Source organism: Bradyrhizobium sp. CCBAU 53421, from assembly GCF_015291625.1.
GTDB lineage: Bacteria > Pseudomonadota > Alphaproteobacteria > Rhizobiales > Xanthobacteraceae > Bradyrhizobium.
The window spans coordinates 5,813,851-5,830,039 of sequence record NZ_CP030047.1 but is presented as its reverse complement, the minus strand read 5'-3'; the positions used below and the strand labels follow the sequence as shown (position 1 = coordinate 5,830,039).

Annotated in this window: 14 protein-coding genes; 9 read left to right on the top strand and 5 right to left on the bottom strand. The window is 65.9% G+C overall.

Going from position 1 to position 16,189, the window contains the following annotated elements; genetic code table 11:
* Positions 1–8: 8 nt before the first annotated feature.
* Together XH92_RS27920 and XH92_RS27915 are read right to left on the bottom strand one after the other, a co-directional pair.
* Positions 9–1,250, bottom strand: coding sequence for an IS30 family transposase (locus XH92_RS27920; protein WP_246787656.1), 1,242 nt, complete (start codon positions 1,248–1,250; stop codon positions 9–11).
* Between the two features lie 167 nt (positions 1,251–1,417).
* The gene (locus XH92_RS27915) at positions 1,418–2,344 is read right to left on the bottom strand and encodes an alpha/beta fold hydrolase (protein ID WP_194454985.1); all 927 of its coding nucleotides are present in this window, start codon (positions 2,342–2,344) and stop codon (positions 1,418–1,420) included.
* A gap of 146 nt (positions 2,345–2,490) precedes the next feature.
* Between XH92_RS27915 and XH92_RS27910 the strand changes: the two genes are divergently transcribed.
* The 4 genes from XH92_RS27910 to XH92_RS27895 all read left to right on the top strand — a co-directional run bounded on the left by XH92_RS27910 (position 2,491) and on the right by XH92_RS27895 (position 7,279).
* A complete protein-coding gene (locus XH92_RS27910) occupies positions 2,491–3,879 on the top strand; it encodes a class II 3-deoxy-7-phosphoheptulonate synthase (RefSeq protein ID WP_194454984.1) in 1,389 nt (462 codons plus the stop codon).
* 56 nt (positions 3,880–3,935) lie between these two features.
* Positions 3,936–4,289, top strand: coding sequence for a diacylglycerol kinase (locus tag XH92_RS27905; protein ID WP_194454983.1), 354 nt, complete (start codon positions 3,936–3,938; stop codon positions 4,287–4,289).
* A 2-nt stretch (positions 4,290–4,291) separates the two neighbouring features.
* A complete protein-coding gene (locus XH92_RS27900) occupies positions 4,292–5,437 on the top strand; it encodes an FAD-binding oxidoreductase (protein ID WP_210345480.1) in 1,146 nt (381 codons plus the stop codon).
* Positions 5,438–5,527: 90 nt separating this feature from the next.
* Complete coding sequence (locus XH92_RS27895) at positions 5,528–7,279, top strand: NAD+ synthase (protein ID WP_194454982.1); 1,752 nt, start codon at positions 5,528–5,530, stop codon at positions 7,277–7,279.
* A gap of 3 nt (positions 7,280–7,282) precedes the next feature.
* Here XH92_RS27895 and XH92_RS27890 read toward each other — a convergent pair whose 3' ends face one another.
* Both XH92_RS27890 and XH92_RS27885 read right to left on the bottom strand, forming a co-directional pair.
* Positions 7,283–8,458: a DUF2865 domain-containing protein gene (locus XH92_RS27890; RefSeq protein WP_194454981.1), complete on the bottom strand. Its 1,176-nt coding sequence runs from the start codon at positions 8,456–8,458 to the stop codon at positions 7,283–7,285.
* A gap of 143 nt (positions 8,459–8,601) precedes the next feature.
* Positions 8,602–8,925 (bottom strand): hypothetical protein, encoded by a 324-nt coding sequence (locus tag XH92_RS27885; RefSeq protein ID WP_194454980.1) that lies wholly within the window; start codon positions 8,923–8,925, stop codon positions 8,602–8,604.
* A 293-nt stretch (positions 8,926–9,218) separates the two neighbouring features.
* On the opposite strand from XH92_RS27885, the gene cysS reads away from it, so the two are divergent.
* The 4 genes from cysS (at position 9,219) to XH92_RS27865 (ending at position 13,220) form a co-directional block, all read left to right on the top strand.
* Entirely contained in the window at positions 9,219–10,634 is a 1,416-nt protein-coding gene (cysS, locus tag XH92_RS27880) for a cysteine--tRNA ligase (protein ID WP_194454979.1), read from the top strand.
* Positions 10,631–11,137 (top strand): GNAT family N-acetyltransferase, encoded by a 507-nt coding sequence (locus XH92_RS27875; RefSeq protein ID WP_194454978.1) that lies wholly within the window; start codon positions 10,631–10,633, stop codon positions 11,135–11,137. Before cysS ends, XH92_RS27875 begins: the two co-directional genes overlap by 4 nt.
* Positions 11,134–12,732, top strand: a complete 1,599-nt coding sequence (gene cimA / locus XH92_RS27870; RefSeq protein ID WP_194454977.1) for a citramalate synthase — start codon at positions 11,134–11,136, stop codon at positions 12,730–12,732. Before XH92_RS27875 ends, cimA begins: the two co-directional genes overlap by 4 nt.
* 110 nt (positions 12,733–12,842) lie before the next feature.
* On the top strand, positions 12,843–13,220 hold the full coding sequence (locus XH92_RS27865; protein WP_194454976.1) for a VOC family protein: 378 nt from the start codon (positions 12,843–12,845) through the stop codon (positions 13,218–13,220).
* Positions 13,221–13,376: 156 nt separating this feature from the next.
* On the opposite strand, the gene XH92_RS27860 is transcribed toward XH92_RS27865, so the two are convergent.
* Positions 13,377–13,982 (bottom strand): TIGR00730 family Rossman fold protein, encoded by a 606-nt coding sequence (locus XH92_RS27860; RefSeq protein ID WP_194454975.1) that lies wholly within the window; start codon positions 13,980–13,982, stop codon positions 13,377–13,379.
* 213 nt (positions 13,983–14,195) lie between these two features.
* Between XH92_RS27860 and XH92_RS27855 the strand changes: the two genes are divergently transcribed.
* Positions 14,196–16,184 (top strand): ABC transporter ATP-binding protein/permease, encoded by a 1,989-nt coding sequence (locus XH92_RS27855; protein WP_246787652.1) that lies wholly within the window; start codon positions 14,196–14,198, stop codon positions 16,182–16,184.
* The last annotated feature ends 5 nt before the right edge of the window (positions 16,185–16,189 follow it).

The window sequence follows — 16,189 nt, the reverse complement described above, 5'->3', positions numbered from 1 at the left end:
ACGGAACTCTATGAATCAGCGATCAAACCGCTTGGGAATCCTGAATGTCGATCGGTCCTAGTGCGCAATTGCGCACGGGGGCCGGGACCCATAACCACAATTGCCCATTGTTTTGCAACGCTAGAACGACGAGTCCCGTCAACAATATCCGCCGCGGCGTATGGGTCCCGGCCTGCGCCGGGACGACGACTGAATTTGAGACGCGCAGCGTGCCTCACAACTGCGCCACACACTCGGCGTCGTCCTGGCGAAAGCCAGGAGGTGGATTCACACTCGAAGTGCAACACTTGAGCAGCAAAGGCCTCAGCGGGGGTCCTGAAGTCAGGGCACTTGCGCGGGGTGTTGTTGTAGGCGCCGAAGGCCTGGCGGAGGCGTCGGGTTGGGAGGGTTTCGAGGTCAGTTTTGCGCGGGGTGAAGCGGCGCATCCGGCCGATGGCATTCTCGATGCCGCCTTTTTGCCAGGGCGAGTGGGGATCGCAGAAGAACGTCTGGATCAAGAGGCTTTGCAAGGAAAGGTGCGATGCGAACTCGGTGCCGTTGTCGAAGGTCACGGTGCGGCGCATCGGCTGCGGCAGGGCCGCGAACAGGCGCACGAGATGGCTGGCGACCCCGGACGCGAGTTTGCTGTCGAGGCGGTCGCCGAGCAGGATACGGGAGGTGCGCTCATGCACGGCCAGGATCTGCTGGCCGTACTTGGAGAACATCATGAGGTCGGCCTCCCAATGGCCCGGGGTCTTGCGATCGGCGACCTCGATCGGGCGCTGATCCAGCGAAACACGGCCCGCGATGAAGCTTGCGGGACTGCCCCCTCGCTTGCCGCGACGACCGCGCTTGGCCTTGCGACGGGGCAGATAGTTCCGCCAACTGAAGTCCGAGGTGCGGGCGATCTGGGCATAGATGAAGCGATAGATGCTCTCGTGAGAGATCACCTTGCGCCGGTGCTGGCGGGCCAGCCGGCCGGCAACCTGCTCGGGCGACCAGCCGCGGCCGAGGCCCGCCAGGACGGTGCGGCGCAGTTCGGCCTCTCGTTCGAGGCGAGAGCCCTTCCAGCGCCGTGCCGGCGTCTGTTGCTGGGCGTAGCTTGGCTTGTAGCCAACCTGAACGCCGCGATTGCGGTTCATCTCTCGAGAGATCGTTGATGGCGGGCGATCCAAAGCTGCCGCGATTTGCCGGACCGAGTGGCCATTGGCCGAAAGCCGGGCAATCTCGCATCGATCTTCCAACGAGAGCTGCTTGTAACTCCGCCCCATGGCAACACCTCCTGTCGGAAGTGTTGCACTTCGTTTGTGAACTCAGGGGACCCATAACCCCACGTGTTCGTTGTGGCGCGACGCTGGGACCGCGTTCCTGTTCACAAGCAAATTCGGTGGTCATGGGTCCTGGCTTTCGCCAGGACGACGGAGGCGGCCGAGTGCGTTTACCCTTCCGCCTCGAGCCATTCCGCGGCGCCGCGCCAGAGGGCGTCGCGGTGTTCGCTGCGGAAGAAGCCGAAATGGCCGATCGCTTTCGCGCCGGCATCGGCGGGCCGGATCGAGATGATCTCCGGGGTGATCGAGGTGAAGGCGGAGCACAGCAATTCGACCGCCGGCCGCGTCGCCCAGGTGTCGTCGGTGATGGCAAGCGCGCGGAGCTTGCCCTTGAACTTCGGAAAATTCTCGCGCGCCGCAAGCGTCGTGTCGTCGAGCAGGTAGCGCTCGCGCATCACCCAGCCGCGCCATTGCTCGAACACGCCGCGCGGCAGGTCCATGCCGAGGCCGGCCCAGCCGGGCACATAGCCGAGCGTACGCGCCAGCGGCAGGCCGATGCCGTTCATGAAGGCGACGACGCGGTAGCGCTCGGGCGAAGCCATCAGCTTCCAGGTGGCGGCCTGCGAGGCGACCAGCAGCGCGCGCGGGATCTCGGCGTTGTTGGCGAGGAGCCCAAGCGCCTGGCCGCCGAAGGAGTGCCCGACATAGGCGAACGGCAGGTCGCGATAGCGATAGCGCATCCAGCTCACGGCCGCGGTGGTGTCGAGCGCGGCCCAGTCGGCCATCGTGGCCTTGAAGCCGGCCAGCGACTTCGGCTTGTTGAGGCCGGTCGCCGCCATCGGCCGGCTGTCGCCGGTGCCGCGGTAGTCGTAGGTCAGCACCGCCGAGCCGCGGCGGGCGAGGTAGCCGGCGAAGCCGCGATAGACCTTGCGGGGCACGGCGGTCGCCGAGTTGATCAGGACGGCGTGGCGCTTCCTGCCGCGCGGCAGGAACAGCGTCGCGGCAAGCGGATAGCCGTCCGCGGCCGGCACGACGATGTCGTCGCTAAAAACGTCGTCCGGCGTGGCCTGGGCCACGGCAATTTGGCTGGCATTCATGGTATGGTCCAGCAAATGCGAATTCGCATTTTCCTGCAAGAGTTTGACGGGATTGCAGGAATCCTTCTAGCGGGGGAGCGGGCGGCTGTGTATAAGCCGACCTTTCCCGTCGATTAAGTCGCGGTTTTTGCTCAGGAGTTGACCTCATGTCCGAGCGGTGGACACCCGATAGCTGGCGCGCCAAGAAGGTGCTGCAGGTGCCCGATTATCCCGATGCCAAGGCATTGGCCGATGTCGAGGCCCAGCTCGCGACCTTTCCGCCGCTGGTGTTCGCGGGCGAGGCGCGCAACCTGAAGAAGGCGCTGGGGCGGGTTGCCAACGGCGAGGCCTTCCTGCTGCAGGGCGGCGACTGCGCCGAGAGCTTTGCCGAGCACGGCGCCAACAATATCCGCGACTTCTTCCGCGTGCTGCTGCAGATGGCCGTGGTCATGACCTATGCCGGCGCGCTGCCGGTGGTGAAGGTCGGCCGCATCGCAGGCCAGTTCGCCAAACCGCGCTCGTCGCCGACCGAGAAGCAGGGTGATGTCGAGCTGCCGAGCTATCGCGGCGACATCGTCAACGACATCGCTTTCACGCCGGAAGCGCGCATCCCGGATCCGCAGCGCCAGCTGATGGCTTATCGCCAATCCGCCGCGACGCTGAACCTGCTGCGCGCGTTCGCGACCGGCGGCTTCGCCAATCTCGGCAGCGTGCATCAGTGGATGCTCGGCTTCCTGAAGGATTCGCCGCAGTCCCGCCGCTACAAGGAGCTGGCCGACCGGATCTCGGATGCGCTGAACTTCATGCGCGCCTGCGGCCTCGACCTCGAGAGCCATCCCGAGCTGCGCGCCACCGATTTCTACACCAGCCACGAGGCGCTGCTGCTCGGCTACGAGCAGGCGATGACGCGGGTCGATTCCACCACCGGCGACTGGTACGCGACCTCGGGCCACATGATCTGGATCGGCGACCGCACCCGCCAGCTCGATCACGGCCATGTCGAATATTTCCGCGGTATCAAGAACCCGATCGGCCTGAAATGCGGCCCGTCGCTGAAGCCGGACGAGCTCTTGAAGTTGATCGACGTGCTCAGCCCCGACAACGAGCCGGGACGCCTGACGCTGATCAACCGCTTCGGCGCCGACAAGGTCGGCGAGCATCTGCCGGGCCTGATCCGCGCCGTGCAGCGGGAAGGGCGCAAGGTGGTGTGGTCGTGCGATCCGATGCACGGCAACACCATCACCTCGACCACGGGCTACAAGACGCGGCCGTTCGACCGCGTGCTGGCTGAGGTGAAGTCGTTCTTCCAGATCAATGCCGCCGAAGGCACCCATGCCGGCGGCGTGCATCTGGAGATGACCGGGCAGGACGTCACCGAGTGCATCGGCGGCGCCCGCGCCATCACCGACGAGGATCTCAACGACCGCTACCACACGGTTTGCGATCCCCGCCTCAACGCCGAACAGTCGATCGACATGGCCTTCCTGATCGCCGAGCTGCTGAAGCAGGAGCGCGCCGGCAAGGTCAAACCGATGCCGGCCGCTGCAGGGCTGTGATTTGGGGCAGGTGACTTGGTGCAGTGATTTGGGGGCCGTGACTTGAGGGCAGTGACTTGCTGAGGTTCTGGCGAGCCACCATCAACTCGCGCAACGGGCTGGCGTTTGCCATTCGCTCGGAGCAGGCGATTCGCGAGGAGGTGGTGGCACTGGTGCTGTCGCTGCCGCTGGCCTGGCTGATCGGCGCCACCGTGATGCGCCGGGTCGAGCTGGTCGCGACCGTGGTGCTGGTGCTGGTGATCGAGCTGCTCAACACCGCGATCGAGAAGCTCGCCGACCGCCTGACCATGGATCACGACCCGCAGATCGGCCGGGTCAAGGACATGGGCTCCGCCGCCGTCGGCGTCGCGCTCGTGATGGCCGGGCTGTTCTGGCTGTTCGCCCTCGCCGAACGGATGGGCGCGTTCTGAATATGGGTGGCAGCAAGCCGATCAAGCTTGCGGTTGTCGGACGCGGTCTGATCGGGTCGGCCGCCGCGCGCCACCTGAGCAAAATGGGCCACGACGTCGCGCTGATCGGGCCCGACGAGCCGGCCGATTTCGCGCGCCATGAGGGCGTGTTCGGCAGTCACTATGACGAGGGCCGCATCACGCGGACCTACGATCCGCACGTATTCTGGCGCCAGATGAACCGCGCCGCGATTGCGCGCTATGGCGAGATTGCCACGGAAAGCGGTGTCGAGTTCTACCGCGAAGCCGGTGCGCTCCACATCGGCGATCGCGAAACCACCGACGTCGCCTCGGTCGGCAAGGTCTGCGCCGACGAGGCGATCGCGTGTGAGGCCTATCAGGATGCCGCGCTCGCGGAGCGATTTCCGTTCCTGAAATCAACAGTGGGAATGCTTGGCTATTTCGAGCCGGGCAATGCCGGCTACATCTCACCGCGCCGCCTGGTCCGGGCGCAGACCATCGCGGCGGAGCGCGCCGGCGCGCGGATCATTGACGAGCCTGCGCTGGGAATTTCGGAAAGCGGCTCCGGTGTGACGATCCGGACGCGATCGGGCGATGTCGAGGCCGAGCGTGTGCTGGTTGCGGCCGGCGGGCACACCCAACCACTGCTCGGCCGATCGCTGGGCTTGACCGTCTATGGGCGCACGGTGGCGCTGTTCCGGCTGGATGCGTCGGAGGTGCAACGGCTGGCCGGTATGCCGTCGATGCGCTGTCTCGGTCCCAAGGGCGACAATCCCTACATTCTGCCACCGATCCCATATCCGGACGGCCAGAGCTGGCTGAAGCTCGGCGGCGATCCCGTCGACCATCGGCTCGACGGCGAGGCCGAGATCAAGGACTGGTTCCGGTCGGGCGGATCGGTCGACGTGGCCGATCGGCTGCAAAGTCAGATCCTTGACCGGATCCGCGACTTCAAATTCGAGGAACGCCGCGTCGTGCCCTGCATGACCACCTTCGGCACCACGGGGCTGCCGTCGATCGGACCTCTTTCCGAACGGGTCACGGTTGCATTCGGCTGCTATGGCAAGAGCGCGAAATGTTCGGACGAATTGGGCCGGTTGGGCGGCATGGCGCTGCTTGGCGAGGTGAGGGCGGAGCTTGCGCCCTGACGGGCGCCTGTCGTCCCGGTGCGATTTCTGCAAGCGCACCATGATCGGACGACCATTGAAGTTTGCCATTGTGCGGGACAACATAACGGTATGAGCGAACAACAGATCAAGATCACCCTGGCGCAACTCAATCCGACGGTCGGTGACGTCACCGGTAACGCCGCGAAAGCGCGTGCGGCGCGCGAGAAAGCCAAGGCCGACGGGGCCGATCTCGTGGTGCTGTCGGAGCTGTTCATCGCCGGCTATCCGCCGGAGGATCTGGTGCTCAAGCCGGCGTTCCAGTCGGCCTGCCGCGCCGCGGTCGAGGAATTGGCGCGCGAGACCAAGGATGGCGGCCCGGCGATGCTGATCGGCACGCCCTGGGTCGAGGACGGCAAGCTCTACAATGCCTGCGCGCTGCTCGACGACGGTCGCATCGCCGCGCTGCGGTTCAAGGCCAACCTGCCGAACTACGGCGTGTTCGACGAGAAGCGGCTGTTCGCGCGCGGCCCGGCCTCGGGCCCGGTGACGGTGCGCGGCGTGCGCATCGGCGTGCCGATCTGCGAGGACATCTGGCTCGAGGAATCCGAGGAGTACGAGAACGTCGTCGAGTGCCTGGCCGAGACCGGCGCCGAGATCCTGATCGTGCCGAACGGCTCGCCCTATGCCCGCGACAAGGCCGACCTTCGGCTCTCGATCGTGGTGGCGCGCGTCACCGAGAGCGGGCTGCCGCTGGTCTATTTGAATGAAATTGGCGGCCAGGACGAGCTGATCTTCGACGGCGCCTCGTTCGCGCTGAATGCCGATCTCTCGGTCGCGGCGCAGCTGCCGGCGTTCGAGGAGAACATCACGACGCTCGTCTGGCGCAAGACCGCGGATGGCTGGCGCTGCAACGGGCCGATCACGGCGCAGCTCGAGGGCGACAAGGCGGATTACGCGGCCTGTGTGCTCGGCCTGCGCGACTACGTCCGCAAGAACGGTTTTCCCGGCGTGCTGCTCGGCGTCTCCGGCGGCATCGACTCGGCGCTGTGCGCCGCGATCGCGGTCGATGCGCTCGGCGCCGACAAGGTGCGCGGCGTGATGCTGCCGTTCCGCTACACCGCGCAAGTGTCGCTCGACGATGCCGCCAAGCTCGCCGCCGCACTCGGCATCCGCTACGAGATCCTGCCGATCGCGGATGCCGTCAACGGGTTCGAGACAATTCTGGCACCGGTGTTCAAGGGGCTGGAGCGCGACATCACCGAGGAGAATTTGCAGGCGCGCGCCCGCGGCACGCTGCTGATGGCGATCTCCAACAAGACCGGCGCCATGGTGGTGACCACAGGCAACAAGTCGGAAATGTCGGTCGGTTACGCCACGCTGTACGGCGACATGAACGGCGGCTTCAACCCGATCAAGGACATCTATAAGACCGAGGTGTTCCGCCTGTCGAGCCTGCGCAATGAATGGAAGCCGGACGGCGCGCTCGGGCCGTCGGGCGAGGTGATCCCGGTCAACATCATCATCCGGCCGCCGACCGCGGAGCTGCGCGAGAACCAGACCGACCAGGATTCGCTGCCGCCCTATGAGGTGCTGGATGCGATCCTCGAACGGCTGGTGGAGCGCGAGGAACCGCTTGCGACCATCATCGAGGCCGGCTTCGACCGCGATGTGGTGACCCGCGTCGATCGCCTGCTCAACATCGCCGAATACAAGCGGCGGCAGGCCGCGCCGGGGGTGAAGGTGACGCGGAAGAATTTCGGCCGCGACCGCCGCTATCCCATCACCAACCGCTTCCGCGACTTTGGCAAGGCGCTGCCGGAGCCGGACGAGACGCTGGTGACGCGCACCTCGCGCGCGTCGGCGGAAGCGTTCGAGGGGTGAACCCTACTGCTTCTTCGGAATGAAGGTCGGGCCGACCGTGCGGATCTGGCCGTCGCTTGCGGGCGCGGCCGGCGCGGTGGTGGCGTCAGCGGCGGCGGGCTGCTGCGGCTGGGCAGCTGCCGCAGGCGCACCCTTCTTGCCGGTGGCAGCCTTGGTCTGCGCGCGCTGCTGCATCTTCCGTGCGCTCTCCTCGGTGACGATGATGTCGCCCTGCTGCGCGGCGGACGCCTGGTCGTCGACGGCCTTCAGCGCCTCCGCCCAGCTCTGGCCGGCCGCCTTGCAGGAGCAGGACGGATTGAATTCGGTGCGGTACTTGAAGGCGTTCGGCAGCGACGAGTAGGACTGGCCGCTGATCGAGACCGCCTGGTTGATGTCCTCGCCGGGATTGCGGTAGGCGAACAGGCTGGCCTCCGCCGCCGGGCACTGCGCCTTGCAGATCTGCTCGTCGGCGGCAAAGCGCGCCTGCGTGGTCGCGAACGAGATCGGGAAATAGGCGCCGTCGCAGGTGCGGACGCAGACGGTGCGGAAGGTGCCGGACTGCCCGCCATATTGCGCGTCGGGCGGGGGCAGCGGATTGTTGGGATTGGCACCACCGCCGCCGCCGAACAGGTTCTCGATGAAATTGCCGGGGCCGCGCGCGGCGGCTGCCGCGTATTGCGGGCCGCAATTGTTCTGCGCCAGTGCGGTCAAGACCGAGCGGCGCTGGTTCTCGCGGTCGGCGCCGCCGAGCCCGCCGGTGCGCAGCCGCTCGAGATTGGCGGTCATCTGGTCGAGATTGGCGCGCATCTGCTGGATCTGGTTGTTGACCGGTCCGCACTGCGCCGAGTTGTTGTTGAACAGCGAGAAGAAGCCGGAGCTGTCGCAGCCCATGCGCCGGGCCTGCGCGGTCACGCGATCGAGCTCGCCCTGCTGCCTTGTTGCCGCATCCTGATAGCGGCGGATCTGCTCGTCCTTGGCCGGATCGCCAGAGCCGCCGCCGCGATCGATCGCCGCCAGCTGGCCTTCGAGCCGCACGCACATCGGATTGGCCTGCGGATTGGGCGGCGCGCCCTGGGGCGCCGGCCCGGGCGGGCCCGGAGGCACCTGCGCGAGGGCATGTGTGGCGGGCACGGCGATGCCGGCCAACACGGCGCAAGTCAGGAGCCAGCGGAAGAAGCGAGAACGAGAGCTATCGGGCATATCCGGCCATTAAAACGACGCCGCGCGGCGATCAACGCCAAAGCGCGCGGGCAAGGCCGCTGCAATAGCCGTTTCTCGGGGCAGCGTCACGTCGTTTCCGGGGCGCCGGTGTGGCAATAACCCCGTTCGTCCAGCGGCTTGGCTCAGCGCTGGCAGGTGATGGCGACGTATTCGCCGCAGCTACTGCCGCGGCATGTCTCGCCCGTGGCGTGCGGAACCGCGCCGGTGATCTCGTCGGGATCGACGCGGCGGTAATTGGTGGCCTGCGCGAAATCGCGTGACCGGCAATAGGCGCGGGCGGCGGATGCGCCGCAGCGGTCGCCGCGCGCCAGGCACTGGTCGATGCCGTAGCCGTCGGCCTGATTGGCGACGATGAAAACGCGGCTGTCGGCCAGGGCGGCCGAAGAGACCAGGACGGGCGGGACAAGGACGAACGTGCAGGCAATCAATGCTGAAATGGGCCGCATGGTGCACCGGTCAAAATGGCGGGGGATCCGCTGGCGTCCGGATACGCCCAATTCCTTAATAATGATTAACCATGAAGGCGTTGGCGTGAATTCGGTGCAGGGCGGGCAGCAAAACACCCGAAAACAGCCCCTTGACGCAATAAAGGGGCCGTGAGACAGGAGGAACCATGAACGGCCACCTCGCCATCTGCAGCATTTGCCGCGAGATTATGAGCTAGCGATTCGCTGGCTGAGGCCGTCTTTTCTCAACACATGAGAGCATTGGACCGCCCGGCCGCAAGGGAACGGTACCCATGGATTTGCGCCTCTACGATACGTTGACCCGGGAGAAGCGGCCCTTCGTGCCGCTCGATGCCGACAATGTCGGCATGTATGCCTGCGGACCGACGGTCTACGACTTCGCCCATATTGGCAACGGCCGGGCGGCTATTGTCTTCGACGTGCTGTTTCGCGTGCTGCGCCATCGCTATGGCGCGGGCCACGTGAAGTACGTTCGCAACATCACCGACGTCGACGACAAGATCAACGTCCGCGCCGCGCGGGACTATCCCGGCGTCCCCCTGAATGAGGCGATCCGCAAGGTCACCGAGCAGACCTATCAGCAGTACCAGGACGACGTCACGGCGCTCGGCTGCTTAGCCCCGACCGTGCAGCCGCGCGCCACAGAGCACATCCCGGAGATGCGCGCGATCATCGAGAAGCTGGTCGGCGGCGGCTTTGCCTATGTCGCCGAGGATCACGTGCTGTTCTCGCCGCAGGCGATGAACGCGGCCAATTCGGTGCTGCCGCGCTACGGCGCGCTGTCGAAGCGCTCGCTCGACGAGATGATCGCGGGCGCCCGCGTCGATGTCGCGCCCTACAAGCGCGACAACACCGACTTCGTGCTGTGGAAGCCGTCGAAGCCGGGTGAGCCGTCCTGGCCGTCGCCCGCAGGCATTGCGGTGGAAGGGCGGCCCGGCTGGCATATCGAGTGCTCGGCGATGGCCTGGAAGCATCTCGGCGAAAAGTTCGACATCCATGGCGGCGGCATCGACCTGGTGTTCCCGCACCATGAGAACGAGCTCGCGCAGACCTGCTGCGCGTTCCACACCGACCGCATGGCCAATGTCTGGATGCACAACGGCTTTCTGCAGATCGAGAGCGAGAAGATGTCGAAGTCGCTCGGCAACTTCTTCACGATCCGCGATCTCCTGGCCGATTGGCCGGGTGAGGTGCTGCGGCTCAGCATGCTGCGGACGCATTACCGTTCGCCGCTCGACTGGACGCTGAAGAGTGCGGAAGAAGCTGCAAGGACGCTCGACGACTGGTATGCGGTCGCGGCCGACGCCGAGTCCGGCGCGCCGTCGCCGTCGATGGTCGAGGCGCTCTACGACGACCTCAACACCGCGCAGGCGATGGCCGTGCTGCACGGCTTGCGCAACGCTGCCGCGAGCAGTGAAGCCGCCCGCAAGGAGTTTGCCGGTTCGCTGCGGCTGCTCGGCTTCCTGTCGGAGAGCGCGGCATCGTGGAAGGGCCGCAAGGAGCAGGCCAGCGGCGTCGATGTCGCCGCCGTCGAGGCGCTGATCGCCGAGCGCACCGCGGCGCGTGCGAGGAAGGACTTCAAGGAATCCGACCGGATCCGCGATCAGCTCGCCGCGATGGGCGTGGCGATCAAGGACGGCAAGGATGCCGAAGGAAAGCCGATCACGACCTGGGAGGTTGCGCGATGAGCCGATCCGCACCCGCATTGCGCCCGTATCTTCCCGACGATGCGCCGCTGCTGGCGGCGATCTTCGCGGCGTCGATCATGGACCTGACCGGCGACGATTACAGCGAGGCGCAGCAGGAAGCATGGGCGATGGCCGCCGATGACGAGGAGGCCTTCGGCAAGAAGCTCGCCGGGCAGCTCACGCTGATCGCGACCTTGCAGGGCGCGCCGGTCGGTTTCGCCTCGCTGAAGGGAGCCGATCACATCGACATGCTCTATGTGCATCCGAGCGCCGTGGGGCAGGGCGTCGGCGCCGCGCTGTGCGATGCGCTGGAGAAGATCGCGAGTGCCCGCGGCACCAAGATCCTTAAGGTCGATGCCAGCGACACCGCGCTCGAATTCTTCCGCAAGCGCGGCTACGCCGCGCAGCAGCGCAATTCGGTCACTATCGGCGACGAATGGCTCGCCAACACCACGATGCAGAAGCAGCTCGACGGCGTTGCGACGCCTGGAGGCCACGCATGAGCCGCGAGCGCCTCTATCTGTTCGACACCACGCTGCGCGACGGCGCACAGACCAATGGCGTCGACTTCACGTTGCAGGACAAGCAGGTGATCGCGGGCATGCTCGACGCGCTCGGCATCGACTATGTCGAGGGCGGTTATCCCGGCGCCAATCCGACCGACACCGAATTCTTCAGCAAAAAGCCGGCGTTCGACCATGCGCGCTTCACCGCGTTCGGGATGACGCGGCGGCCGGGCCGCTCGGCCTCGAACGATCCGGGGCTCGCCGGCATCCTCGAGGCCAAAGCGGACGCGATCTGCTTCGTCGCAAAGTCCTCCGCCTATCAGGTCCGCGTCGCGCTCGAGACCACCAACGAGGAGAACCTCGCCTCGATCCGCGACAGCGTCGCGGCCGCCAAGGCGCTCGGCCGCGAGGTGATGGTCGACTGCGAGCATTTCTTCGACGGCTACAAGGAGAACCGCGACTACGCGCTCGCCTGCGCCAAAGCCGCCCATGAGGCCGGCGCGCGCTGGGTGGTGCTGTGCGACACCAATGGCGGCACCATGCCGCATGAGATCGAGACCATCGTCGCCGATGTCGTCAAGCAGGTGCCCGGCGCCCATGTCGGCATCCACGCCCATAACGACACCGAGCAGGCGGTGGCCAATTCGCTGGCTGCGGTGCGCGCCGGCGCGCGGCAGATCCAGGGCACGCTCAACGGCCTCGGCGAGCGCTGCGGCAACGCCAATCTCTGCTCGCTGATCCCGACCCTCAAGCTGAAGCGGGAATTTGCCGAAAAATTCGAGATCGGCGTCACCACGGAGAAGCTGGCGACGCTGGTGAAGGTGTCGCGCACGCTCGACGACATGCTGAACCGCGCGCCGAACCGGCATGCCGCTTATGTCGGCGAGAGCGCCTTCGTCACCAAAACCGGCATCCATGCCTCGGCCGTGATGAAGGATCCGCAGACTTATGAGCACGTGCTGCCGGATTCCGTCGGCAACCATCGCAAGGTGCTGGTCTCCGATCAGGCCGGCCGTTCCAACGTGATGGCCGAGCTCGACCGCGCCGGCATCGCCTATGACAAGAGCGACCCGCGGCTGACGCGGCTGGTCGAGGAGTTGAAGGAGCGCGAGGCCGCAGGCTTTGCCTATGAATCCGCCAATGCGTCGTTCGACCTCTTGGCGCGCCGCACGCTCGGCAAGGTGCCGGAATATTTCAAGGTCGAGCAGTTCGACGTCAATGTCGAGCAGCGCTACAACGCCAACGGCCAGCGTGTCACGGTGGCGCTCGCGGTGGTGAAGGTCGACGTCGACGGCGAGCGGCTGATCTCGGCCGCCGAAGGCAACGGTCCGGTCAACGCGCTCGACGTGGCGCTGCGCAAGGACCTCGGCAAGTACCAGAAATACATCGATGGCCTGAAGCTGATCGACTACCGCGTGCGTATCCTCAATGGCGGCACCGAGGCGGTCACGCGCGTGCTGATCGAAAGCGAGGACGAGACCGGCGAGAGCTGGACCACGGTCGGCGTCTCGCCCAACATCATCGACGCCTCGTTCCAGGCGCTGATGGATTCGGTGTTTTACAAGTTGGTGAAGTCGGGCGCGCAGCCGTGAGTGATTGATCCGTCATTCCGGGGCGATGCGAAGCATCGAACCCGGAATCTCGAGATTCCGGGTCTGGTCCTGCGGACCATCCCGGAATGACAACCGGGAAGGGGAGGCCCATGATCGACCACGTCTCCGTCGGCGTCCGCGATCTCGAGCGCGCGGCGCGGTTCTATGAACCGACGCTGGCCGCGCTCGGCCTGAGCCGTCTCGTCACGCGGCCGGCGACGATCGGTTTCGGCAAGGCCTATCCCGAGTTCTGGATCAATCTGCGCGCCACGATGGCGCATGTCGCGCATGAGAGCGGCAGCCATATCTGCCTGCGCGCGAAAACCACCGCCGAGGTCGATGCCTTCCACGCCGCCGCGCTGGCGTCAGGCGGTCTCTCCGATGGTCCCCCGGGCCTGCGCCCGCACGACCGCGTGCGCTACTACGCCGCCTTCGTCCTCGATCCCGACGGCAACCGCATCGAGGCCGTGACGTTTCCGAGTGCATGATTTGGGCTGTGACGAGCACTCATCTCACCCCGTCGTCCTGAGGTGCGAGCGGAGCGAGCCTCGAAGGGCGAACGGCCACCAGCCGGGCCGTGCATGCTTCGAGACGGCCGCTGCGCGGCCTCCTCAGCATGACGGATCGAATTCGCGCTCGGATGGTCAGAGCCGCCGCGCCACTTCGGGGGCGAGCTCCTTCGCGGCCGCCGGCTTGCCGGCCACTGCGGAACGCAGCCGCGGCAGGATGTCGTCGACGCGGTCGGCCATCAGTACGTTGATCGGCAGCGTCGGGCGGATGAACTCGGTCGTGCACATATGGTTCAACAGCGAGAGCAGGGGCTCCCAGAAGTTGTCGATGTTGGCGAGCAGGATCGGCTTGGAGTGACGGCCGAGCTGCTGCCAGGTCAATTGCTCGACCAGTTCCTCCAGCGTGCCGATGCCGCCGGGCAGTGCCACGAACGCATCGGAGCGCTCGAACATCAGCCGCTTGCGCTCATGCATGTCGGGGGTGACGATCATTTCCTGAATCGAGGTCAGCGCATTCTCGCGCGCCCGCAGGAATTCCGGAATGATGCCGGTGACGGAGCCGCCATGATCGAGGGTGGATTTCGCGACCGCGCCCATCAGGCCGATCGAGCCGCCGCCATAGACCAGGCGCACGTTGTTGTCGGCAAAGGCCTTGCCGAGTGCGATGGCAGCTTCAACGAAGCGGGGATTGTTACCGGGGCCGGAGCCGCAATAAACACAGACAGTCTTGATTTGGTTCATACGATCCTTGTGGCACTGCAGCGTAAACAGGGTCAAGACTCGCATATGGGGATTGAGGGCCATAAAATCCCGTAAATTCCCGCGAATCGGGAACAATTTTCGTCATAAGCCTGTACGCCGCGTTCAAACGATCTATATGACGGGCACAATGGCAAATCGTGGACAAGATGTGGCAGCGGACCGCCGCGCCATGACGGCGAGAGCGGGCTCCTGATGGTGCCACCGCAACAGACTGTGACCGCTGCCGGTCAGCCGACGGCCACGACGCCGGCGGCCGAGAAGGGGACGCTGCTCGGCACCCTCGTACATCTCTGGCCCCACATCTGGCCCGGCGATCGCGCTGATCTGAAGATGCGCGTGATCTGGTCGGTGGTGCTGCTGCTGTTCGCCAAGCTCGCGACGCTGTCGGTTCCGTTCACCTTCAAATGGGCGATCGATGCGCTGAACGGCACGGGATCGGCGCCGGTCGCGACCTCGAACTGGGTGGTCTGGCTGATCGCCTCGCCGGTGCTGATGACGATCAGCTACGGCGCGGTGCGCATCATCATGGCGGTGCTGACGCAGTGGCGCGACGGCATCTTCGCCCGCGTCGCAATGCACGCGGTGCGGCGGCTCGCCTACATCACCTTCGTGCACATGCACGAGCTGTCGCTGCGTTTCCACCTCGAGCGCAAGACCGGCGGCCTGACCCGCGTGCTGGAGCGCGGCCGCTCCGGCATCGAGACCATCGTGCGGATGGTGATCCTGCAGCTGATCCCGACCATCGTGGAGGTCACGCTGCTGGCGGCGGTGCTGCTGTGGCAGTTCGACTGGCGCTACGTGCTCGCGGTGCTGATCACGGTCGTCGTGTTCATGTACTACACCTACATCGCGACCGAGTGGCGGATCGAGATCCGCCGCAAGATGAACGATTCCGACACCGAGGCGAACACCAAGGCAATCGACTCGCTGCTCAACTACGAGACAGTGAAGTATTTCGGCGCCGAGGAGCGCGAGGCGCGGCGCTACGATCGCTCGATGGAGCGCTACGAGCAGGCCAGCGTGAAGACCTATACCTCGCTCGCCGTGCTCAATACCGGGCAGGCGATCATCTTCACCGCGGGGCTGACCGCGACCATGCTGATGTGCGCGTTCGGTATCCGCAACGGCACCCACACCATCGGCGATTTCGTGCTGATCAATTCGATGATGATCCAGCTCTACCAGCCGCTGAACTTCATGGGCATGGTCTACCGCGAGATCAAGCAGGCGATCATCGACATCGAGAAGATGTTCGACGTGCTGGCGCGCGATCCCGAGGTGAAGGACGTGCCGGGCGCCAAGCCGCTCGTGGTGTCGTCCGGTAGCGTGCGCTTCGAGGACGTCCGCTTCGCCTATGAGGCGGACCGGCAGATCCTCAAGGGCCTGAGCTTCGAGGTGCCGGCCGGCAAGACGGTCGCGATCGTCGGTCCGTCCGGTGCCGGCAAGTCGACGATCTCGCGGCTGTTGTTCCGGCTCTATGATGTATCGAGCGGCCGCATCCTGATCGACGGCCAGGACATCAAGACCGTGACCCAGGCCTCGCTGCGCTCGGCGATCGGCATGGTGCCGCAGGACACCGTGCTGTTCAACGACACCATCCGTTACAACATCCGCTATGGCCGCTGGGATGCCGGCGACGACGAGGTGGAGGAGGCGGCGCGGCTGGCGCAGATCGACGGCTTCATCCGGATGTCGCCGCAGGGTTACGAGACCCAGGTCGGCGAACGCGGCCTGAAACTCTCGGGCGGCGAGAAGCAGCGTGTCGCGATCGCGCGCACGGTGTTGAAGGCGCCGCCGATCCTGGTGCTGGACGAGGCGACCTCCGCGCTCGACAGCCACACCGAGCACGAGATTCAGGGCGCGCTGGAGCGGGTTTCGCGCAACCGCACCTCGCTGGTGATCGCGCACCGGCTGTCGACCATCGTCGGCGCCGACGAGATCATCGTGCTGGATCAGGGCCGGATCGCCGAGCGCGGCACCCACGCGCGGCTTTTGGCGGCCGACGGCCTCTATGCCAGCATGTGGAACCGGCAGCGCGAAGCTGAGGAGGCCCGCGAACGGCTCGCCCAGGTCGGCGACGATGGCTCCGCGCCGAATCGGCTGCCGCCGGCAGTCACTGAATCGTCGGAGGATTCCGCCCCGGTTGGCGGCGAGAAGCCCTTGCCGACCGCCGCGGAATAGTCGAT